General features: G+C 34.9%; 19 protein-coding genes. 13 read left to right on the top strand and 6 right to left on the bottom strand.

Annotation, left to right across the window (positions count from 1 at the left end; all coding sequences use genetic code 11):
- The first annotated feature begins 34 nt into the window (after positions 1-34).
- From NO995_RS02095 to NO995_RS02080, 4 genes are all read left to right on the top strand, one after another.
- On the top strand, positions 35-3,061 hold the full coding sequence (locus NO995_RS02095) for a tetratricopeptide repeat protein (protein WP_258226074.1): 3,027 nt from the start codon (positions 35-37) through the stop codon (positions 3,059-3,061).
- A 32-nt stretch (positions 3,062-3,093) separates the two neighbouring features.
- On the top strand, positions 3,094-4,824 hold the full coding sequence (locus NO995_RS02090; protein WP_258226073.1) for a TonB-dependent receptor: 1,731 nt from the start codon (positions 3,094-3,096) through the stop codon (positions 4,822-4,824).
- A 181-nt stretch (positions 4,825-5,005) separates the two neighbouring features.
- Positions 5,006-6,412, top strand: a complete 1,407-nt coding sequence (locus tag NO995_RS02085; RefSeq protein WP_258226072.1) for a TlpA disulfide reductase family protein — start codon at positions 5,006-5,008, stop codon at positions 6,410-6,412.
- Positions 6,413-6,555: 143 nt separating this feature from the next.
- Complete coding sequence (locus tag NO995_RS02080) at positions 6,556-7,824, top strand: NAD(P)/FAD-dependent oxidoreductase (RefSeq protein ID WP_258226071.1); 1,269 nt, start codon at positions 6,556-6,558, stop codon at positions 7,822-7,824.
- Between the two features lie 36 nt (positions 7,825-7,860).
- Here the strand turns inward: NO995_RS02080 and NO995_RS02075 are convergent, their stop codons facing one another.
- Positions 7,861-8,457, bottom strand: a complete 597-nt coding sequence (locus NO995_RS02075) for a hypothetical protein (protein WP_258226070.1) — start codon at positions 8,455-8,457, stop codon at positions 7,861-7,863.
- Between the two features lie 72 nt (positions 8,458-8,529).
- Positions 8,530-9,234, bottom strand: coding sequence for a bifunctional 2-polyprenyl-6-hydroxyphenol methylase/3-demethylubiquinol 3-O-methyltransferase UbiG (locus tag NO995_RS02070; RefSeq protein ID WP_258226069.1), 705 nt, complete (start codon positions 9,232-9,234; stop codon positions 8,530-8,532).
- Between the two features lie 53 nt (positions 9,235-9,287).
- Between NO995_RS02070 and NO995_RS02065 the strand changes: the two genes are divergently transcribed.
- Complete coding sequence (locus NO995_RS02065) at positions 9,288-9,779, top strand: YkgJ family cysteine cluster protein (RefSeq protein WP_240571664.1); 492 nt, start codon at positions 9,288-9,290, stop codon at positions 9,777-9,779.
- Positions 9,780-9,819: 40 nt separating this feature from the next.
- Here the strand turns inward: NO995_RS02065 and NO995_RS02060 are convergent, their stop codons facing one another.
- The 3 genes from NO995_RS02060 to NO995_RS02050 all read right to left on the bottom strand — a co-directional run bounded on the left by NO995_RS02060 (position 9,820) and on the right by NO995_RS02050 (position 14,412).
- Positions 9,820-11,910, bottom strand: a complete 2,091-nt coding sequence (locus tag NO995_RS02060) for a S46 family peptidase (protein WP_258226068.1) — start codon at positions 11,908-11,910, stop codon at positions 9,820-9,822.
- Positions 11,911-12,085: 175 nt separating this feature from the next.
- Positions 12,086-13,153 carry a serine hydrolase gene (locus NO995_RS02055; RefSeq protein WP_258226067.1) on the bottom strand — a complete coding sequence of 356 codons (1,068 nt, stop codon included), beginning with the start codon at positions 13,151-13,153 and terminating at the stop codon, positions 12,086-12,088.
- 5 nt (positions 13,154-13,158) lie between these two features.
- Positions 13,159-14,412, bottom strand: coding sequence for a DUF1343 domain-containing protein (locus NO995_RS02050; protein WP_258226066.1), 1,254 nt, complete (start codon positions 14,410-14,412; stop codon positions 13,159-13,161).
- Between the two features lie 8 nt (positions 14,413-14,420).
- Here NO995_RS02050 and NO995_RS02045 point away from each other — a divergent pair, with 8 nt between their 5' ends.
- A complete protein-coding gene (locus NO995_RS02045; protein ID WP_258226065.1) occupies positions 14,421-15,656 on the top strand; it encodes an ABC transporter permease in 1,236 nt (411 codons plus the stop codon).
- A gap of 124 nt (positions 15,657-15,780) precedes the next feature.
- On the opposite strand, the gene NO995_RS02040 is transcribed toward NO995_RS02045, so the two are convergent.
- Positions 15,781-16,176, bottom strand: a complete 396-nt coding sequence (locus NO995_RS02040) for a DUF2721 domain-containing protein (protein WP_240572667.1) — start codon at positions 16,174-16,176, stop codon at positions 15,781-15,783.
- An 83-nt stretch (positions 16,177-16,259) separates the two neighbouring features.
- On the opposite strand from NO995_RS02040, the gene NO995_RS02035 reads away from it, so the two are divergent.
- The 7 genes from NO995_RS02035 (at position 16,260) to rpsU (ending at position 23,124) form a co-directional block, all read left to right on the top strand.
- Positions 16,260-17,540: a DUF2851 family protein gene (locus tag NO995_RS02035; RefSeq protein ID WP_258226064.1), complete on the top strand. Its 1,281-nt coding sequence runs from the start codon at positions 16,260-16,262 to the stop codon at positions 17,538-17,540.
- Positions 17,541-17,645: 105 nt separating this feature from the next.
- The gene (locus tag NO995_RS02030) at positions 17,646-17,873 is read left to right on the top strand and encodes a PspC domain-containing protein (protein ID WP_240571655.1); all 228 of its coding nucleotides are present in this window, start codon (positions 17,646-17,648) and stop codon (positions 17,871-17,873) included.
- Positions 17,874-17,937: 64 nt separating this feature from the next.
- Positions 17,938-18,960 carry a TrkA family potassium uptake protein gene (locus tag NO995_RS02025; RefSeq protein ID WP_258226063.1) on the top strand — a complete coding sequence of 341 codons (1,023 nt, stop codon included), beginning with the start codon at positions 17,938-17,940 and terminating at the stop codon, positions 18,958-18,960.
- Positions 18,961-19,085: 125 nt separating this feature from the next.
- The gene (locus NO995_RS02020; RefSeq protein ID WP_240571653.1) at positions 19,086-20,708 is read left to right on the top strand and encodes a sodium:alanine symporter family protein; all 1,623 of its coding nucleotides are present in this window, start codon (positions 19,086-19,088) and stop codon (positions 20,706-20,708) included.
- A gap of 19 nt (positions 20,709-20,727) precedes the next feature.
- Positions 20,728-21,594 (top strand): helix-hairpin-helix domain-containing protein, encoded by an 867-nt coding sequence (locus tag NO995_RS02015; RefSeq protein ID WP_258226062.1) that lies wholly within the window; start codon positions 20,728-20,730, stop codon positions 21,592-21,594.
- Positions 21,595-21,611: 17 nt separating this feature from the next.
- Positions 21,612-22,778 (top strand): acyl-CoA dehydrogenase family protein, encoded by a 1,167-nt coding sequence (locus tag NO995_RS02010; protein WP_258226061.1) that lies wholly within the window; start codon positions 21,612-21,614, stop codon positions 22,776-22,778.
- A 151-nt stretch (positions 22,779-22,929) separates the two neighbouring features.
- Positions 22,930-23,124 (top strand): 30S ribosomal protein S21, encoded by a 195-nt coding sequence (gene rpsU / locus NO995_RS02005; protein ID WP_240571650.1) that lies wholly within the window; start codon positions 22,930-22,932, stop codon positions 23,122-23,124.
- The last annotated feature ends 93 nt before the right edge of the window (positions 23,125-23,217 follow it).

Raw genomic sequence — 23,217 nt, 5'->3', positions numbered from 1 at the left:
TATCTTTGATTTTAAATTAAAAAACGAATCGTTAATGATTAAAATAAATAGTGTTTCTCTTTTGATGGCCCTCGGAATAAGCTATCAGATTTCAGCACAACAATCGGCTGTGTATACCAGCGATTTAGTAGATTATCAAAAGGCTTTGTCGCTTTATAATAATCAACAGTATATGGCAGCTCAGGCATTATTTAGTAATGTTAAAAAGCAGCATAAAGAAGAAGGTTTACAGTCTGATTGTACCTATTACATCGCCAATTGTGCTGTGCGTTTAAATCAGCAAAATGCCGATAAACTTGTAGAGCGTTTTGTTGAAGACTACCCAACAAGTACCAAAAGAAATACCGCCTATTTAGATGTAGCCGATTATTATTTTGCCAACGGAAAATATGCTTATGCCAGGAAGTGGTATGATAAAGTAGATGAAGGTGGTCTTGCTTACAGCGATAAAGAAAAGTTTTATTTTAATAACGGATATTCAGCTTTTGCAGCAAAGCAATATGGTGATGCCAGAAAGTATTTGTCGCGTGTAGAAAGCTCTAAAGAATATGGCTCTCAGGCTAAATATTACATTGGGTATATGGCTTATGAAGGAGACGATTATAAACAAGCGAATCAGTACTTCGATCAGGTTAGTGACCAGGAGCGTTACAAAGAAAAGCTATCGTATTATCAGGCCGATTTAAATTTTAAACTTGGGAATTTTCAGAAGGCTATCGATTTAGCTAAAGCCCAGTTGAAAAAGAGTAATCGCGATGAGGTTTCCGAACTTTCAAAAATTATAGGAGAGAGTTATTTCAACCTTGAACAATATGCAGAAGCAATTCCTTATTTAAAAGCCTATAAGGGTAAAAAAGGGAAGTGGAATAATACCGATTTTTATCAGTTAGGTTACGCGTATTATAAGCAAGGGGATTACGAAAATGCGGTTTCAGAATTCAATAAAATTATTGGCGGAACCAACAGCATTGCCCAAAATGCATATTATCATTTAGGAGAAAGCTACATAAAATTAGATAAAAAACAGGAGGCATTAAATGCTTTTAGAAACGCGTCACAAATGGATTTCGATTTAAAAATTCAGGAAGATGCCTATTTAAATTATGCCAAAATTAGCTACGAGATTGGTAATGCGTATCAGTCGGCACCTCAGGTGTTAACCGGGTATTTAGACAAATATCCGAAATCGACACAACGTGAAGAAATAGAAACTTTATTGATCGATTCTTATATTACTTCTAAAAATTATCAGGAAGCTCTGCGTTTATTAGAAGGAAAAAATAGTTTTGAAAATAAAGTGGCATATCAAAAAGTAGCATTTTATCGTGGTTTGGAATTGTATAACGAGAATCAGTTTTTAGAAGCTCAGAAGATGTTTGAATCATCTCTAAAAGAACCACGTGATGCCAATTACACAGCCAGAGCAACATTCTGGAAAGCCGAAACCGATTATAATTTAACAAATTATGATCATGCTTTGGTGGGTTTTCAGCAGTTTAAACAACAAAGTGGCGCAACGGCAACACCTGAGTATGAAAATATTGATTACAATTTAGCTTATACCTATTTTAAACTTAAAAATTACGATCAGTCTACGAAGTTTTTCAGTTCCTTTATTGCTGCAACAAAGCAGCGCGATAATGTAAGGTTGAATGATGCATATCTACGTTTGGGAGATGCGTTTTTTGTGTCAAGTAGCTATCAGAATGCTATTAACGCCTACGAAAGTGCCATTAAATTAAACGCTATTGAATCGGATTACGCCTTCTTTCAAAAAGCGATTAGTGCCGGATATATAGGTAAAGATTCTAAAAAGATTAGCGAACTTGAAGAATTTATTTCAGCTTATCCAAAGTCTAAATTACGTGACGATGCCATGTACGAATTAGGTAATACTTTGGTTAAGGTGAATCAATCGGATAACGCGATGCGTACTTACGATCGATTAAATTCGGAATACCGAATGAGCTCGTTTGTGCCAAAATCATTATTGCGCCAAGGGTTAGTTTATTATAATGGAAACCAAAACGAACAGGCTTTAACTAAGTTTAAAAAAGTGGCAGCGGAATATGAAGGGACACCTGAAGCCGTTCAGGCGGTAGCGACAGCACGACTTATTTACATAGATATGGGACGTGTTGATGAATACGCAAGTTGGGTAAAAACCTTAAATTATGTAGAGGTTACCGATGCCGATTTAGACAATGCAACCTATGAGGCAGCCGAAAAACAATATTTAGATAATAATGCCGATAAGGCTATTAAACAATTCAATGGGTATTTAAATCAGTTCCCCAACGGATTACATGTGTTGCAATCGCATTTTTATGTGGCTCAGTTGTACTACAAACAAAATTTATCGGCTAATGCAGCACCTCATTACGAGTATGTTGTTGGTGTGCCACAAAATGAATTTACAGAAGTTGCACTTTCTAGATTATCACAATATTATTTAGAACAAAAAGATTGGAACAAGGCCATGCCTTTACTTGAGCGTTTAGAGAGTGAGGCCAGCTTGCCTCAAAATGTCGTGTTTGCGCAATCGAATTTAATGAAAGCTAATTACCAGTTAGAGCATTATAATGAAGCCGTTTCTTATGCCGAAAAGGTATTGTCGAATTCTAAGATTGATAATAAAATTCAGGGTGATGCCCATATTATTATTGCACGATCAGCGATGAAAACGGGTAATGAAGCTAAGGCTAAAATGGCATATGCACAGGTTGAAGCTGTTGCCACCGGCGAAACAGCAGCCGAAGCTCTTTACTATAATGCTTACTTTAAAAATAAGTCAGGTAGTTATGAAGCTTCAAATGTTACGGTTCAAAAATTAGCTAAAGATTATTCAGGGTATAAGTATTATAGTGCCAAAGGTTTGGTGTTAATGGCAAAGAATTTTTATCAGCTAAACGATGCTTTTCAGGCGACTTATATTTTAGAAAGTGTGATTGAAAACTTTAAAGAGTTTGACGATGTGGCAGAAGAAGCAACCAATGAATTAAGGGCTATAAAGGCAAATGAGGCCAAGACCAATTCGTCTGTTCAACCTGAAGGTAATTAACCCCGGAATCTAAAAAACGAAAACAAGAACTTATGCGAAAGCAAATCAAACATATTTTAACTGCTGCGGTAACCTTTACAGGTGTGGCAGCATTTTCACAAAATAATCCGAAAGATACTTTAAACACAGGAGTTATTGATGTAGTTAAACCGTATACACCAACAATTTCCGATGCGTTTAAGGTGAAAGAAGTACCAGCTTTAGATGATAAAACTACAGAGACTAAGAAAGATATTAAATATAATATTTTTTCATTTCCGGTAGCTTCAACATTCACACCGGCAAAGGGGAAAGCAGAAGGTATTGAAAAGGCTAAATCAATAAAATTATTTGATAATTATGCAACTTTGGGTGTAGGCTCTTATACAACACTTATTGGAGAGTTGTATGTAAACCATGCGTTGAGTAGAACTGAAACCGTAGGAGGGTATTTTAGCCATCATTCTTCTGGTGGAGGAATTGCCGATCTTGTTTTAGATGATAATTTTTCAGATTCTAAAATCAACGTGAATTATGCTTCGCGTTTACGATACATGTCCTGGAAATTGGAAGGAGGCTTTCAGCATCAAAACTATAATTGGTATGGTGTCCCGGAATCTCAGATCGATCAGGTGCAGCTTGACGGTATTCAGGTAGATCATAAATTTAATAATGCTTATGTTGGCGGAGACATCACGTTTGAAGATACCTATTTAAACTCAGGAACTGCGTTGTTCAGACATTTTGGAGATAATATGGGGTCTGGTGAAAACCGCTTTGTTTTAACTGGTAAAGCCGATATTCCTGTTAATTATGAAGAAATAGCAACCGAACTTAAAATTGATTATCTAGGGGGGCGTTTCGATAGAAGTTATAATCTGGAAGAAGAAATAAAATATAGTAATTTTCAAATAGGCTTGTCGCCAACCTATCAGTTAAAACAAGACGATTTAACTTTAGATTTGGGAGTGTCTGTTTATTTTATGAGCGATATTGAAGCCAGCGATAATAAACTGTTTATTTATCCAAATATTTCGGCAAGTTATAGATTGGTAAGTGAGGTTTTAATTGCATATGGAGGAATTCAAGGTGACTTACAACAAAATTCATATTACGATTTTGCTAAAGAAAATCCGTTTGTGTCTCCAACATTATTTGTTCAGCCTACCGATCAGTTGTATAATGCATTTGCTGGAATAAAAGGAAAAGTTACCAGTAATATGAGCTATAAGTTTGCCGGCCACTATATTTCAGATAAGAGTAAAGCCTTATTTAAAAACAATGCCATTCAAACAGAAAATCAAATGAATTATTCTTATGGAAATTCTTTTGGTGTTGTTTACGATGATATGAAATCGTTTGGTGTATCTGGAGAATTAAGTGTCGACCTAAATCGAAACTTTACGGCATCGTTAAAAGGACAGTATTTCGCATATTCGACTAATAACGAGGAGGAGGCCTGGAACTTGCCAGATTTTAAAGGTTCGTTGTTCTTAGATTACCAAATAGATGAAAAATGGTTTGCAGGAGCAAATATTTATTTTGTAGGTAAACGTAAAGATCAATATTACGTTGCCGATTCACTTGTAAATTCAACACCGATAACAGTTAGTTTAGATGGTTATTTTGATGCTAACGCTCATGCAGGTTATCATATCACAGAACAGCTTTCCATCTTTGCTAAAATGAATAATCTGGCGAGTCAAGGTTATCAACGTTGGCAAAACTTCCCGGTACAAAGTTTTCAGGCCTTGGCCGGAGCAACTTATAAATTCGATTTTTAAAATAGATTATATAATTATAAAAAGCCCTCAAGAATTTGAGGGCTTTTTTATTGTTAGTAAGTTAAATTATGTTAAAAATCGCTCACGTTATAATGGTGTTTAAGTTTTAGTGAGTATTAATTGAAAGTAGAAAACATTCTACTTAAAACTCAATTATAAATTAACAAGACAAACTAACACAATGATTAAAAAACACATTCTTTATGTAGTTGCTTGTTGCATGTTTACGATGAATATGCTTCATGCAAAATCTAAAACAAACTTAACATCCATTACCGGTCATTTAAATTTCGAGTCAAAAACAGGTAAGGTAACTTTACATCACGTAGTTGATGGGCAATTAGAGGAGCATTCTACAACATTATTAAACCAAGATGGCGATTTTGGTTTTCAGTTACCAGTGGTAAAACCTGGCTTTTATTTTGTTGATTACGGGCAATATAATAATCGTTTAAGAGGACAGGTTATTCGTTTATATATTCAACCGGGTTTAGAAGTTAAGCTAGATATTAATGAGAATAATTATCAATTAAAAGGAAAGAATAACGGTTACAATAGCTTGGTTCAAGAAGCTAACAAAATAAATAATGCTTTTAGAGAATATAATCGTTTGGGAGGAATCTTAACTTTTAAAGAGTTTTTTCCGTTTTTAGAGGGTGATGGCACTAAAATGGTTGAAGATTTTAAAAAGACAATCAAAACCAAAGATCAAGGTTTTAATGAGCTTCTAAAATTAGCAGTTCAAGCCGATTATGAAACCGAAGTATATTTCTTTTTCCGTTTGCCAAGAATCGCTCATCCAGAGAAAGATAATCGCCCACAACATTATACTAATTTATATACAGAAGGCACCAAGTTTTCAAACCCTGATATTTTAAAACTGGATAATGGATTAATGTGGATGTCGAGCTATTTCAGTTATTACAGACATCGTGATGGACAACCTTTCTCAAAGTTAGATATTATCGATAATGAAATCAACCATATTTCAGACGATAGCATAAAGGAAGTCTACATTCTTTCAATGTTACAAAGCTTGAGACTTAAAACCGAAGAGTATAAAAAGGTTATTCCTCCGTTATATCAATATCTAACCTCAGAAAAGAGTAAAGCTTATACTTTAGAATACGAAAAGCAACTTCATAAAGAATCAGGTCAGGCTGGTTTCGAGTTTACTTACGAAGATATTAATGGTAACCCGGTCTCTTTTAAAGATTTCAGAGGAAAATATGTGTACATCGATGTTTGGGCAACCTGGTGCGGACCATGTAAAAAACAAATTCCATATTTAAAAGAATTGGAACATGCTTACAAAGGGAAAGATATTGTTTTTGTCAGTATTTCCGTAGATAATATAAAAGATAAACAGAAGTGGAAAGACTTTGTAAAAAGTGAGGCTTTAGGAGGTGTACAGTTAATGGCCGATAAAGATTTTGCTTCTGGAATTACGAAGAATTATGAAATTAATGCCATTCCACGATTCTTATTATTCGATAAAGAAGGGAAGATTATTTCAACAGATGCTATGCGTCCTTCAAACCCGTTGTTAAAGGAACAGTTTGATGAATTACTGAATTCTACAAAATAACAGATAATAATGACAGATATAAAAAGCACCGTAAACACGGTGCTTTTTTGTTGTTTATAGTTCTATGATTGATTTCGACTTTTAAGGCTTCCTTAACTGTAATTCATCCATTAATCCTTAAATTTATATACAAATATCAACAGATGAAAACACATATAGTTGTAGTTGGAGGAGGTTTTGCTGGTTTAGAATTTATCAATCATTTAGGAAATAGCGATAGATACCAAATTACTCTCGTCGATATTAATAACTATAATTTCTTTCCGCCTTTAATTTATCAAGTATCAACCGGATTTATGGAGCCTTCAGCCATTAGTTATCCGTATCGAAAAATTTTACGAAAGAAGAAAAGTGTCAGGTTTCGTCTGGGGGAATTATCTCATGTAGTCCCAGAAGAAAATAAAATAGTTTTAAAAAATGGGGTGGTACATTACGATATTTTAGTTATGGCCACAGGAACTGAGAGTAATTTTTTTGGAAACAAGAATATAGAACAACATAGTCTCCCCATGAAAACGATAAGCGATGCTTTGTCGTTACGGAATACCATTTTAACACGATTAGATAGGGCGACGCGATTAACCGATAAAGAAGAGTGTAAAAAATTACTGAATTTTGTTATTGCCGGTGCAGGCCCAACTGGTGTGGAATTATCGGGTATTTTATCAGAAATGAAAGGTTCTGTCATACTTAAAGATTACCCGGAACTTCATAAAGATGAACTGGGTGATATTTATCTTATTGATGGCACAAGCGCGGTATTGAATGTGATGTCTGAGAAGTCACAGGCTTATACTCATAAAAAATTAGAGCAATTTGGGGTAAAGATTAAGCTCAATACATTCGTAAATGATTTTAAAGATGAAACAGTTTATTTGTCTGATGGTACAGAAATTCAAAGTCGCAATTTAATCTGGGCAGCAGGTGTAAAAGCCAAAACATTTGAAGGATTTGCTCCAGAAAGCTTCGGTAGAGGCGGCCGATTAAAAGCGAATAGTTTTAATCTGGTTGAAGGCTATAATAATATTTATGCTTTAGGAGATAGTGCTTTAATAACTTCAGATGAAGATTATCCAAATGGGCATCCGCAGTTAGCGCAACCGGCTTTACAGCAGGCTAGAAATCTGGCTAAAAATTTCATAAGGAATAAGAAAGATTGGAAACCGTTCACATATCATGATAAAGGATCGTTAGCCATTATAGGAAGAAATAAAGCCGTGATGGACTTCCCTAAACAGAAATCTTCTTTAAGCGGATTTTTTGCCTGGTTTATTTGGATTTTCGTTCATATTATGGGCTTGGTAAATTTTAAAAATCGCTTGCGTACATTCTTCGACTGGATTGGATATTATATTTTCAAAGACCAGTCTTTCAGAATGATTATAAAACCCACGGATAGGGCTAAGCATTAATTGAAATGAATGTTTGAAAGGTTTTAAATTATGTTTTTAATTTTTTAACAAGCCAATCATTTGGCCAATGCCAATGCCAAAGTAAGTTCTGTCTTTGTTTATTTGAATCATTGGAGAAAGAGATAAGCCATAAATTTTGGTGAAAGGAAATTCAATTTTTGGATTAATAATTAAAGATATAGTATTGTAGTCTCTGTAATTGAAAGAGTAGTTTTCACCTAGAGTATCAGTATCTAGTTTTGTCCAATTCTCTGGTTCTTTAATGATGGTATATCCAATTCCTGCTGATAAATTTAACCTAATGGTGTTTTTAGAATTTATTCTGGTAATTTTACCTAAAGTCATTAGGTAATTCTGCATTTGGTCATAAGGGTTGTTTAAACCAAGAGTTAGTGCGCCAACTAATCCTGAAGTATAATCATCTGGTTGAGAATTTGGTATTCTTATGTTTCCTGAATATCCGATTTTGAGGATATAGGCTTCCTTGTAAGCATAATTTAACCCAATGTCAATGCCGACATAGTTGCCAAGATTTATTTCTGAAGATGTGTAATACGTATGATGATTTTCGGACTGCGCACTTATACTTAAATAGTTAAAGATTATTGTAAGTACCAAAAAAGTCTTTTTCATAAATTTAGTATGATTCCAAAAAATATTTTTTATTTTAAATGTAGGAAAAATACTTTAAATTTTATTGCGCATTTAGGTTTTTTTTAGCCGCGCCAGATAATCGAAATGTTCACCTTCTAAAACGAGTTCACAGCTTAAACCGACAGATTCACAGGTCATTTTTAAATTATTAAAGTCAAGATAAAGCCATTTCATAGGGTCTTCGTCTTCACCTTTATAGCTTAAATAATAATCCAGTTCACCGTAATATTCAGCATTGGTGTCAATCCAGAATCCGCCGTCTTCTTCATCTTCATACATATATTTAATATCTGAAGAATCAATTAAAATTTGTCCGTTTGGGTTTAGTAAGCTTTTTAAGTGTTCTAAATATTTTGAAACCTGAGAAGCCTGCTGAAAAATTCCGGTACCATTCATAAGTAATAAAATGGTATCAAAAGTTTCGGTTTCATCTAAAATGTCTTTTACTTCAGCTTTTAAAACACCACGTTTTTTAACAACGGTAATTGCACCTTCTGAAATATCAATCGCTTTAACGTCTATTCCTTTTTCTTGTAAATACAAACTATGACTTCCTGCACCGCAACCCACATCTAAGGTTTTGCCTTTAGCAAGTTGTAATGCTTTTTGTTCCAGTTTAGGCATATCTTTATAGCTTCTAAACAGGTAAGGAATAGGCAATTCATCTTCATCTGAAATGCTTGTTGAGGTAATGATATCTTCAGTGTAATTTCCGTTTTGGAAGTCTAATAAAGCCTTTCCGAATAAATCCTTCATAAGTTGATGGGATATGAGATTCAACATCTCGTTCAAAGTCGTATTTTTGCACTATGCAAGACATTATTAAAAATCTTCCAAAGCTCGCCAAAGATAAGCAAAACGAGAACAAGAAATTCTTTAAGAAGCTAAAAAGTAAGCCACCAAAGGATTTAGATTATATTATGCAGGAGCTGCATGATGAGGAGTTTCAGCGTACCGACTGTTTGCAGTGTGCTAATTGTTGTAAAACAACGGGGCCTTTATTTACCGATAAAGATATTGAGCGTATTTCTAAGTTTTTTAAAATGAAACCGCAGCAGTTTATCAATCAGTATTTACGAATTGATAGTGATAACGATTATGTTTTACAAAGCGTACCTTGTACGTTTTTAGATGCTGATAATTATTGCATGATTTATGATGTGCGCCCGAAAGCCTGTCGTGAATATCCGCATACCGATAGAAAGAAGTTTCAGCAAATATCAAATTTGACTATTAAAAATGTCGCGATTTGTCCGGCAGCTTATAATATTGTAGAAGAAATGAAAAAGCGAATCAAATAATTGATTCGCTTTTTAGTTTTTAATTAATTCTCCTTACATCTTATTTTTTAGGATGAACTAATTTCATTTCTTTAATAAGTCTTTTGGCGTTGGCGTATTTATCAACTATAAATAACACGTAACGCGCATCGACCATGATGTTTCGGCAAATATCCGGGTCGTAATTCATGTCGCTCATGGTACCTTCCCAAACTCGATCAAAATTTAAACCAATTAAATTACCGTAAGCATCAAGTACAGGACTACCTGAATTTCCTCCAGTTGTATGATTTGTTCCTATAAAACATACTGGCATTTTACCGTTGTTATCGGCATATTTTCCGAAGTCTTTGTTGTTGTATAATTCAATTAGTTTTTCAGGAACATCAAACTCGTAATCGCCTGGAACGTATTTTTCCATAATACCATCTAAGTAACTAATATGGTTGTAATAAACGGCATCGCGAGGGGCATAGCCTTTAACTTTGCCATATGTTACACGAAGGGTACTGTTGGCATCAGGGAAATAACGCTCGTCTGGTAAAGCAGTCATTAAAGCCGTCATGTACTCGGTTTGTAATGCCGAAATAGCTAAGTTTTTCTCTTCAAATTCAGGGTTTATTTTAGAATAAAATTCCTGAATAATAGGCTTAGCATAGGCATAAGCAGCATCGCTATTTAGTTTTTGTAACACCTCTTCAACCGATCCATCGAATAAAGCTAAAGCCTGATCTAAATTGGTGAATGCTGTATGCTCATAAATTGAAGCATTTACATGGTCTTTTTTGTATAAAGGCATTACAACTTCGAAAATACCTTTGTCGACATTGGCATCATAGTTTTTGTGAATTTTTTTAAGTGTTCCTTCTATGGAAGCTTTGGCTTTTTCTAAAACGGAAGGGTTTCTAGCAATGGTTTGTTCGAACTGATATGATCTAAACGTCATTTGCATCAATTCGTTAGTTGTTAAAAACACTTCAATAAAATTTCGACGCATGATATTTACGTCGGCAAAGCTTTCGTATTGGCTTTCAAAGTCGGTAAGAATGTGTCCGTATTCGTCTTCCAGGTCTTTCTTTTTTAGAGCTTTTTTAAATTTTTCTTCAAAGGCTCTGCGCTTAGCAATGGCGTTCGATTTTTCGATACCTAAATTCTCACCAACCCATTTTTTCCAATAGTTAGCAATAGAAGCTTGTTTTGCAGCGTATTTAATACGAACCTCGTCGCTGGCTTTCATATTTGCATTGATAACGCCTAAAGCCGCTTCTCGAATAGCAATATTACTTGGGTTAAATTCTTGTGTGATGTGCTCGATGGCTACGGCTGGCAAATATTCTTCGGTTTTACCCGGGAAACCAAATACCATAGTAAAATCGTTTTCTTCAATACCATCTAGAGATACAGGTAAGAAATGTTTAGGCTTGTAAGGTACGTTGTCTTTACTGTATTTTGCCGGACGGTTGTTTTTATCGGCGTAAATTCTAAAAATAGAAAAGTCACCTGTATGTCTTGGGAAAACCCAGTTATCGGTGTCGCTACCAAATTTACCAATGCTCGAAGGTGGAGCACCCACTAAACGAACGTCGTCGAAGCGCTCGGTAACAAATAAAAAGTACTGGTTACCATTATAAAACGACTTAACTTTGGTGTCTTGCCAGCTTTCTTTCTCAACTTTAGTTTGTAAAGTGTTGCTGTTTTTGTCGATTAATGACTGCTTTTCTTTTTCAGTCATATTTTTAGTTACGCCTGCCAAGACCTGACTGGTCACATCTTCGATACGAACAATAAATTCAACAAATAAACCTTCATTTGGTAATTCTTCATCGTAATCCATAGCCCAGAACCCATTTTTCAGGTAATCGTTTTCTAATGAAGAATGTGATTGAATTTGACTAAAACCACAGTGGTGATTGGTTAAAATTAGTCCTTTCGGGGAAATGACCTCACTGGTACAGCCGCCATTAAAATGTGCAATGGCATCTTTAAGGCTTGATTGATTAACATCGTAAATGTCTTTAGCTGATAGTTTACCACCTAAACTTGTTATTTCTGCTTCGTTCATGCCTTCTAAAAGAGAAGGAATCCACATACCACCTTGTTGAGCGGTAGCTTGAATACAGATAAACAGGATAAATAATTTGAAATATTTCATGTGCTATTTTTAAAAAGTTTTCAAAAATACTAAGTATTGCGCGAACAAAAAGGCTAAGCAGAGATGGTTACAGTTAAAAGTTTCATAAAATAGAATAGTTTAAGGCTATAGCCTGTAGCTGTTTTCCTTTAAGGCTATAGTGTTTGTGTATTAAATGAAATTTATTTTAGTGGTTTTATTTCAGAAATACTTCTTCCAAAGCATTGCCAAATTCTACCATACTTACACCACTAAGGTTGGTTAAAACACAGATAACAATTCCTTCTTTTGGATAAATGCATAAAATACTGGAAGATCCCATGCCGCCACCTGTGTGGTAGTATTTTGGTGTATTATTAATTGATGTTCTAATGGAAAGTCCCATGCCATAACCTGTTTTATAACCATTGTCAAGGCGTTGCGAGGTAGTAAGTTTAGAGAGTGTTTTTTTTGAAATAATTTTAGGAGCGATAAATTCATTTCCGAATAAAATTATGTCTTCCGATGTTGATAGAAAACCGCCGGCACCTACCTTATATTCGTTAGAGACAGGTTTTGATTCTACAGGTTTACCTGCAATATTTAACTTATGAAAGTTAGTTAGGTTTTGAACAGGAGCATCTGAAAATTCCATGCTGGTATGATGCATCTTTAGTGGGGAAAAAACAGAATCACATACTAAATTTTTAAAAGGAATTTTAGCACCTGTTTGTATGACCTCGCTTAATAATACAAAACCTAAGCTGGAGTATCGGTATTTTGTTCCTGGTTTCCAAAGTAAGGGGTCATGTTTAAAGAGATTAAGTCCTTCGGTGATGCTCATTTTTTTATTTAAAGCATATTCTTTATTGTTTTTATAATGACGAATACCGGCGATGTTTCCAGCCAGTTGTTTCACTGTAAAATCGTATTTTTTTACTGGGTAGTCAGGCAGATAGTAGTAAACACTTTCATTTAAATCTATGATGCCATCATCAACGAGTTTGCTTAAAGTAACGGCTGTAACCGATTTTGAAATACTGGCAATTCGAAAAATGGTTTCATCTGGTTTTACAGAAGTTTTGGTTTTTAGATTAGAATAACCAAACCCTTCAGACCAAATTAATTTACCGTTGTGCGACACCGAAATCGCCATGCCTGGAATATGTTCTTTTTTCAGGAAGTCGTTGGCAATGGTCTGTGCTTTTTGAATCCTTGCTGGCTCAGTTTGGGCAACAGTTATGAAAACCGAAAAAAGGAATATAGGGGCAAACAGTAATTTCATGGTCTTTAATTATAAAGGAGATACTTTTTTCGTGTTTGTTTGAATTTAATTAAATCGTTTTGCCAAGTAGCTTCAATAGCTTCAGTAGTTAAACCGGCTTCAATTTGTTGCTGAAGTTTATCGGTTCCAGCCAATTTAATAAAGAAATTGTTGAAAAAGGCAGACTTGTCTTTTGTGTTCTGATAAGCCTTAATCAGCCATTGTAAATTTAAATGATTTAAAGGTTGAGTTTGAGTTAGATTCATGCCGTAACATAATTTGTTTTCATGCTTCGGGTATTTGGCCCCTTCGTTAGATTTTGGAGTGTAACTATATTTAAAGACTTCAGAATTTAAAAACGGACTGCCAAAAACCTGAAATTGATTATTAGTTCCGCGACCGGCATTAACGTTTGTGCCTTCAAAAAAGCAAAGACTTGGGTAGAGATTAATAGCTACCTCATTTGGTAAATTCGGACTCGGTTTAATAGGTAGGCTGTAAGGTGTTTGATGTGTATAATTCTTGACAGGAATTATATTTAATTCACATTGTATGCCATTTTCAAGCCATTGTTCCCCATTAATCATTTTTGCATATTCCCCAATGGTCATACCGTGAACAACAGGAATAGGATGCATGCCCACAAAGCTTTTGTTTTTAATGTCCAAAGTGGGCCCCTCAATATAGTGTCCGTTTGGGTTTGGTCGATCTAAAATAAGCACAGGAATATTTTGTTCGGCACAGGCTTCCATGACATAATGTAATGTAGAAATATAGGTATAAAAACGCGCACCAACATCCTGAATATCAAAAATAACAAGGTCTAAATTGTTAAGTTGTTCAGGTTTCGGTTTTTTGTTATCACCATAAAGTGAAATAATAGGAATCCCAGTTTTTTTATCGATACCGTCTTTAACGTGCTCGCCGGCATCGGCTTTGCCTCTAAATCCGTGTTCTGGAGCAAAAACGGTTTTCACATTAACTTTTAAAGCAACTAAAGAGTCAACCAGATGCGTATATGAATTATCCGTTTTAAAAATAACAGAGGTTTGGTTTGCGACAATGCCAATACGTTTCTCTTGTAGGAGTGGTAAGTAGTTTTCAGTTTGATTGGCGCCAACAATTATAGTGTTGGCATTCTGAACATGTTTCAGAATCTCCTGTTTTTCTGTTTGTTCTGAGGGCAAATGTTCGGGCTTTTTATCACCTTTTTTATTCGCACAGGAAATCATGACTAAAACAAATAATAAAACTGTATTTTTGAAAACATTAAATCGCATATATAATTTTGAATTACGAGTATTTTATAGCTAAACGCATTATTGGTAGTAAAGCGTATAAAAGTAGTGTATCGGCACCAATAATAAAAATTGGTATAGCGGCAATTACCATTGGTATTGTAGTGATGATGATCGCCATTGCAACCGGTATTGGGCTTCAGCAAAAAATACGAGATAAGGTGGTGGCGTTTAATGGGCATGTAACGATTACCAATTACGATAGCAATAATTCGCAGGAAAGCTTATATCCAATTTCTATAAATCAGGATTTTTATCCGGAGTTTACTTCGGTTGAAGGTATAAAACATGTACAGGCTGTGGCGGCGAAATTTGGGGTGATTCGAACGGAAACCGATTTTGAAGGTGCTTATCTTAAAGGCGTGGGAGCCGATTACGATTGGGAGTATTTTAAAGAGTTTTTAATTGAGGGGCAATTACCAGATTTTACAAAGAAATGGAGTGAAGAAGTTTTAATCTCTGAATATCTAGCCAATCGATTAAAGTTTAAGTTAGGCGATAAATTTCAAATGGTATTTCCAAAGGATGACCCGGAAAAGTTGCCAAATATTATAACCTTTCATATTGTAGGTATTTATAATTCCGGTTTTCAGGATTTAGATGCCCAGTATTTAATTGGGAATATTAGACACATTCAACGTATCAATAAATGGGATGAAGATCAGGTTGGTAATTTCGAAGTTTTTATTGATGATTATAATCAAATTCAAAAAAAGGGTATAGAAATTTATCAGAACACACCATCTACTTTAAATAGTCAGACGATAACCGATAAGTACGCTTCTATTTTTGAGTGGATAGGTATTTTCGATACGAATATCTATGGTATCATTGGAATCATGATTTTAGTAGCAGGCATTAATATGATTACCGCATTACTGGTTTTAATTCTGGAGCGTACACAAATGATCGGGATTTTAAAAGCCTTGGGGAGTAACAACTGGAGTATTAGAAAACTATTTTTATATAATGCCAGTTACCTCATTCTTTTGGGGCTATTCTGGGGAAATCTAATTGGTTTAACACTTCTTCTGGCTCAAAAATATTTGAAATTATTTCCGTTAGATCCAAGTGTTTATTACGTAACCGAAGCACCTGTTTATATTAATGTAGGATATATTTTAGCCTTAAACATTGGTACCCTTTTTCTGTGTTTGTTTATGTTATTGGTGCCGTCTTACATCATTACCAGAATATCTCCGGTTAAAGCTATTAGGTTTGAATAATTTGGGCGTTACCCTTCGGGTCGGGTCTTCAGCTATATCTTTTGCAAAAGCAAAAGGATGCCGCTTCAACCCCTAACGCAAACAAAAGTGAAAAAAGAGAAGTGCTACTGTACTTTACTATTCACTATTCTTTCTCAATATCACTAATATGGTGTTCTAAAGCTTTAACTGAAATTTGAATTTCCATAATCAATAAAGAAAGCGATATAATAAGAAGGATTAAAGCAATTCCGAAGACCCAAACGGCAGCCGTGTGTTGTTGTATGTAAATTAAAAACATGGTAAGCACACAAAGTAATAAGCTGCTAATGCCAAAAATTTGCATCGATCGGGTAAGGTACAATCGCGTTTTAATGTTTTTAATTTGGGCGTAGAGCACACGGTCTTTATTTTTTTGATATTTACTGTGTAAATCCCTAATGGTTGCAGCATAGGCTAAAAATCTATTGGTATAAGCCAGCATGATTAATGAAATTGCTGAAAATAAGACAGCTGGTGTAGTAAGCGTTAATTCTTCCATAGTAAATTAAATTATACTCAAATTTACCAACTTTAATTGGGATGTGTATTATAAAATTCGTCAAAAAAGTTTTACATTAGTATATGCGTGAAGACTTTCTACATTATTTATGGAAGCATAAAAAGTTTCGGTTAAGTCCGTTGAAAACAGAGCAAGGCGAAACTGTCGTTGTTTCTTCAGTTGGTCAGCATAATTTAAACTCTGGCCCAGATTTTTTTAATGCGCAGATAAAAATAGGAGAACAGCTTTGGGCAGGTAATGTGGAAATCCATGTAAAGTCCTCCGATTGGTATTTGCATAATCACGAACAAGATCCTGCTTACGATAATGTCATCCTTCATGTGGTTTGGAACCATGATACCGAGATTTTCAGAAAAGATAATTCCATTATACCAACTTTGGTTTTAAAGCATGTTGTTTCTCAGGAAACTGTTACTGGCTACAATACTCTGTTTTCGAAAGGAAATAAGTGGATTAATTGTGAGAATGATTTTGCTTCGGTTAGCGATTTTGATTTAAGTCATTGGTTAGAGCGTTTGTATTTTGAACGTTTAGAGCGCAAATCGAAAATTATTCACAAGCTTTTAGAGGAAACCAAAAACGACTGGGAAGCCGTTCTGTTTATTATGCTGGCTAAGAATTACGGACTTAAAGTGAATGGGGAAGCGTTTTTAAGTATGGCGCAGTCGGTAGAATATTCGGTTGTACGGAAATCTCAAACACATGAAATCGCTCTTGAAGCTTTATTTTTTGGTCAGGCCGGTTTATTGGAAAAGGATATTCAAAATAGTTATTATCAAAATTTAGTAAAAGAGTATCGTTTTTTAAAACAGAAATTCGGTTTAACAAATCAATCGGTATTGCCGGTACAATATTTTAGATTACGTCCGTTAAATTTTCCAACCATTCGGTTGTCGCAATTAGCTGGATTATACGTAACTCATAAAACCTTGTTTTCAAAAGTTATTGAGATTGATAATGTAGAGGAGTATTATGAATTGTTTAAGGTAGCGACTTCAGAGTTTTGGAAAACGCACTACACATTCGATAAGGAATCAAAACCTTCGGCAAAAGTTTTAACCAAATCTTTCATCGATTTATTGCTTATTAATACTGTGTTACCTTTAAAGTTTTGCTACGCAAAGGCACAAGGAAAAGAGGTTGATGAAGAAGTTTTACGAATAGCTTCAGAAATTAAATCAGAGAAGAACTCTATTGTAGAGGCGTTTAATAATTTGAAAAAATTATCCCAATCATCATTCCAGTCGCAGGCGCTCATTCAGCTTAAAACCGAATATTGCGATAAAAATAAATGTTTAACGTGTAGTATTGGCAATAAACTGATAGTAAAAAATATTGGATAGGAGTAAGGGGTATAGGTTTGTTAAGCGTAACAGGCATAGTATTGTTTATTTGTCAAACTTTATAACTAAATTGCGACAGGGATTAATAAATAGAAAAAGGAAAAAATGAATACAGTTTACAAACCATTATTGTTTTTTCAAAAGCATGGGTATTACGTTTGTCAGCGTATTGCCGATCGTTTAGGCATACGAGCTAAAGTGGTGAGAATATCGTTTATGTATCTAACTTTTGTTACTTTAGGATTTGGTTTTGCATTGTATTTGTTTTTAGCGTTTTGGATTCGTATCAAGGATTTATTGTATACCAAGCGCTCTTCAGTTTTCGATTTATAAAATTAATTTTTTAATATATTTTTGAATGAGTTACATCTGTCTTAAAACCCATAAAATCTAACAGATGAATCCACTATTAAAATTTTTTAGAACTAAAATTTACACGGCTATTTTTCTTTTAGCAGGAATGATAGTTTTAGGAGTTATTGGTTATAAAATAATTGCCGATTACTCATGGATTGACGCTGTTTACATGACGGTGATTACTATGACTACCGTAGGTTTTGGAGAAGTGGTGCCTTTAAATCAGGAATCAAAAATTTTTACGGTATTTTTAATCTTAGCCAGTGTGGTGATTATGGGTTATGCGCTTTCCGTTATAACCGAATACATTTTAAGTAAAAATAATGTTGAAGAACTAAAACAAAAAAAGATGCAGAAAAACATTGATAGCTTCAAGAATCACGTGGTGATTTGTGGTTATGGAAGAAATGGTAAACAGGCTGCAAGAAAATTGTTAGCGCATAATAAACAGTTTGTGGTTATAGAAAGAAACAAGGAACTGGAGGAGCGTTTGCAGCAGGATGAAGTACCTTATATTATAGGTAACGCTAATGACGATGCTATTTTAATTCAGGCAGGGATTGACCGTGCGTCCAGTTTTATTTCAGCATTACCTAACGATGCCGATAATTTGTTTGTTGTGCTTTCAACGCGCCAAATTAATAGTGGTATAAATATTATTAGTCGTGCATCACACGAGTCATCTTATAATAAATTGAAATTCGCCGGAGCTAATAATGTTATTCTACCAGATAAAATAGGGGGAGATCATATGGCGTCTTTGGTGGTTGTTCCTGGATTGATGGAGTTTATTGATAATCTGTCAATTGTTGGAAAATCAAATATTAATATTGAAGAGGTTGCTGTTGAGAAACTATATCGAGATGACCAATCGGTAAAAACCATTCGGGACTTAGACCTGCGTCGTAGAACAGGTTGTACCATTATTGGGTATAAAGATGAAAACGGAGAGTATGTTGTAAATCCGGAAGCAGAATTGGAATTAGCAGCAAACTCAAAAATTATTGTTTTAGGAAGGCCAGAACAAATAGAAATACTAAATAGCGTATATAATATTAGCTAGTTTAATTACTATATTACCTTAAATTACTATTTTAACAACAGATGTTTTATAAATCGATTTTTTTTTATCATCTTGCCGACTTTTAATAAGAATACTTCAAAAAACTTAATCTAAAAAATTATCTTATGAAGAGATATCTTCTTTCCCTATTAACATTAATACTTCCAATTTTATCATTTGCACAAGAGTCAACTTCAGAAAAATTCGACCGCGTTTTCAAAGAATATACCGGGTGGTTCGTTGAAGGTATTTTTTATGAAATTCCATTTTCTGACGACTACCGTATTCCTTGGGTGTTAATTGTGTTAATTGGAGGCGCTTTGTTCTTTACCTTTTATTTTAAGTTTATCAACTTTACAGGTTTTAGAACGGCTTTACTTGTTGTTAAAGGAAAGTATGAAGACATCGAGAAGCACGGAGCAGATACATTATATGGTGATATGACTCACAATGAGGAGCATAACATTATTGAAACCTTAAGAGATGACAGTGTTCATGGTGAGGTGTCACACTTCCAGGCCTTAACTGCAGCTTTATCGGCCACAGTAGGTTTAGGAAATATAGCTGGGGTAGCCGTAGCCTTATCTATTGGTGGTCCTGGTGCAACTTTCTGGATGATAGTAGCTGGTCTTTTAGGGATGGCTTCTAAATTTGCAGAGTGTACTTTAGGGGTTAAATATAGAGATGTAGGTGAAGATGGAACTGTTTACGGAGGACCAATGTATTACTTAACCAAAGGTTTTGCTGAAAAAGGTATGAAACCACTAGGAAAAGTATTAGCCGTAGTTTTCGCTATTTTTGTAGTAGGAGGTTCTTTCGGTGGAGGAAACATGTTCCAGGCCAATCAGGCTGCAGCGCAGTTTACTAAATTATTCAATTTACAAAGTGAAAATGCAGGAATGTATTTCGGCTTTATTATGGCAGCTTTGGTTGCGGTTGTAATTATAGGAGGTATTAAGCGTATTGCTTCGGTAACCGAAAAAGTAGTGCCTTTTATGGCTGGAATCTATGTGTTTGCGGCTTTAATTATTTTGGGCGCTAACTGGCATTTAATAGATGATGCTTTCATGTTAATATTTGAAGGCGCATTTTCTGGATTAGGTATTGCCGGTGGATTAGTTGGTGTTATGATTCAAGGGGTTAGAAGAGGAGCCTTTTCTAATGAAGCTGGTGTAGGTAGTGCGGCGATTGCGCACTCGGCAGTAAGAACAAAGTATCCTGCAAGTGAAGGTATTGTAGCACTTTTAGAACCGTTTGTTGATACCGTTGTTATTTGTACCATGACAGCTTTAGTTATTGTAATTACTAACTTCGATGGTGCATTCATGGAATACGGCGTGCCAATTAAGGAAGGTGTAGAGTTAACAGCAACTGCTTTCGACTCTGTTATTCCTCACTTCTCAATTATTTTAACCATTGCAGTAATCTTATTCGCTTTCTCAACAATGGTATCTTGGTCTTACTATGGTATGCAAGGTTGGGTGTTTTTATTCGGAAAGGGTAAGAAAACCGATTTAATATATAAAATATTATTCTTATTTTTCGTAATCGTAGGATCGTCTATCAGCCTTGGAGCGGTAATTGATTTCTCTGATGCAATGATTTTCGCAATGGTAGTGCCAAACATTATCGGTGTTGTTGTGCTATCGCCAATTATTAGAAAAGAATTGAGAAAATACATGAGAGCTATTACTGTAAAAGAAGACGCTCTTGAAGAGGGGGCTGAAGATCTTACCAAGCATATGTAAAACTAAAAACTAACTCAATATGAAATCCCATTTCACGTTTACTAAAAAACAGCGAAATGGGATTTTTTTATTGCTATTAATTATGGTAGTTCTTCAGGTGGGATATTTTTATGTTAACCGCCCGCCGTCTCAGGATGTTTTGGTAAATCAAGAGGCATTAGAAGCCTTTACTCAGGAACTGGATTCGCTTCGTTTGGTTCAACTTGAAGAAAGCAACCCTAAGATTTATCCGTTCAATCCTAATTACATTACCGATTATAAAGGGGCTCAGCTAGGGATGACAAACGAAGAAATCGATCGATTATTAAACCATAGGAAACAAAACAAGTGGATAAATTCCGTTGAAGATTTTCAAAAGGTCACTCAGGTATCCGATTCGCTTTTAAATGCAATGTCTCCTTATTTTAAATTCCCTGAGTGGGTAAGTAATCCAAAACCAAGTGTTGCTTCAGCATATGTCAAACGAGAGAAGACATTTGCCGAAAAGCGAGATTTAAACAAAGCAACAGCGGCGCAGTTGAAAACGGTTAATGGGGTTGGAGATGTTTTATCTGATCGCATTGTAAAATTCAGAAACAAATTCCCGGGAGGGTTTATTGCAGATATTCAGTTGGAGGATGTTTACGGTTTAACACCTGAAGTTATTCAACGTATCACTTCCGAATTTACTGTGAAAACACCACGGAACTTTGAGAAAATAAATGTAAATACCGCTACAGTGGAACAATTAGTTACCATTCAGCATATCGATTACGATTTAGCTTATCGTATTATTGAACAGCGACAGTTGCGTGAGGGCTACAAATCGATAGACGAATTAACAAAAGTTAAAGGCTTTCCTATTAATAAAATAGATATAATTAAATTATATTTGTCGCTCGATTGAAAAAAAAAGACAGATTAATGAATAGTATGTACTTCACCGAAGAACATCACCTTTTTAGAAAAAGCCTTCAAGATTTTTTACAAAAAGAAGTTGTACCTCATATAGAAAACTGGGAGAAAACCGGAACCATCGATAGATTCATTTGGAAGAAATTTGGAGATATGGGATTCTTCGGAATCAATTATCCGGAAGCTTATGGTGGTTTAAATTTAGATTTATTTTATACGGTTATTCTTTTAGAAGAACTTCAAAAAGTAAATTCTGGTGGATTTGCTGCTGCTATTTGGGCACATATGTATTTAGCCATGACACACCTAAATGCAGAGGGAGATGAGTCTATTAAAGAAAAGTATTTAGCACCTAGTATTTCTGGAGATAAAATAGGATGCCTGTGTATTACAGAGCCTTTTGGGGGAAGTGATGTGGCGGGTATGCGAACTACAGCAAATAAAGAAGGAGATCATTATATTTTAAACGGGTCAAAAACGTTTATTACCAATGGGGTGTATAGCGATTATTTAATTGTTGCTGCTAAAACCAATCCGGAGTTAGGAAATAAAGGAGTAAGTATTTTTGTGGTTGATCGTGAAACTGCAGGTATTACAGCAACCAAACTGGATAAATTAGGTTGGAGAGCTTCAGATACTGCCGAAATCGCTTTCGATAATGTAAAAGTTCCTGTAACTAATTTAATGGGTGAGGAAAATAAAGGGTTTGCATACATTATGCAGCATTTTTCTTTAGAGCGTTTAATCATGGGTATCAATGCGCATGCGAGAGCCGAGTTTGCTTTAGAGTATGCGTTACAATATATGTCAGAGCGAATGGCTTTTGGTAAGTCCATCGATCAATTCCAGGCTTTACGTCATTCTCTGGCCGATTTATATACTGAAATGGAAATCTGTAAAGAGTTTAACTATTCCGTTGCTTTTCGATTAAATAGAGGTGAGTATGTTGTTAAACATGCAACCATGTCTAAATTGAAATCAACTAAAATGGCCGACGAGGTAATTTACCAATGCTTACAGTTTTTAGGAGGTTATGGCTACATGGAAGATTATCCAATGGCACGTTTATTACGTGATAGCCGTTTAGGACCAATCGGAGGAGGAACATCCGAGATTCTTCGTGAAATTATAGCTAAAATAGTGATTGATAAAAAGGAGTATAAACCAGCGACCTAGATTGTTGGTTTGACAGTCTTTGAAAAAAATATAGCTATAAAAACCAGTTCATTTGAGCTGGTTTTATTTTTTTTATTTTTTTAATTGTTTATAAAAAATTAGTTTTTATATTTGCAGCCCGAAATGCTAAAAGAGAGGAGGTTAAGACACTATGTTAATTATACCAATTAAAGAAGGAGAAAATATAGATAGAGCGCTAAAGCGTTTTAAAAGAAAGTTCGATAGAACTGGTGCTAAGCGTCAATTACAGTCGCGTAAGCAATTTACAAAGCCTTCAGTTGAGCGTAGAGCGCAAATTCAAAAAGCACAATACATTCAAAGACTTAGAGATGCAGAAGATATCTAGTAGATTCTAACTCATACATAAAAATCCCGCTTAATTATTTAAGCGGGATTTTTTTTGTCCTAAAATCACGATTAGTAAAATCTGTTTCGAAGA

The sequence above is a fragment of the Aestuariibaculum sp. M13 genome, assembly GCF_024723255.1.
GTDB classification, from domain to species: domain Bacteria; phylum Bacteroidota; class Bacteroidia; order Flavobacteriales; family Flavobacteriaceae; genus Aestuariibaculum; species Aestuariibaculum lutulentum.
This window is presented reverse-complemented; position numbering and strand designations above follow the sequence as displayed.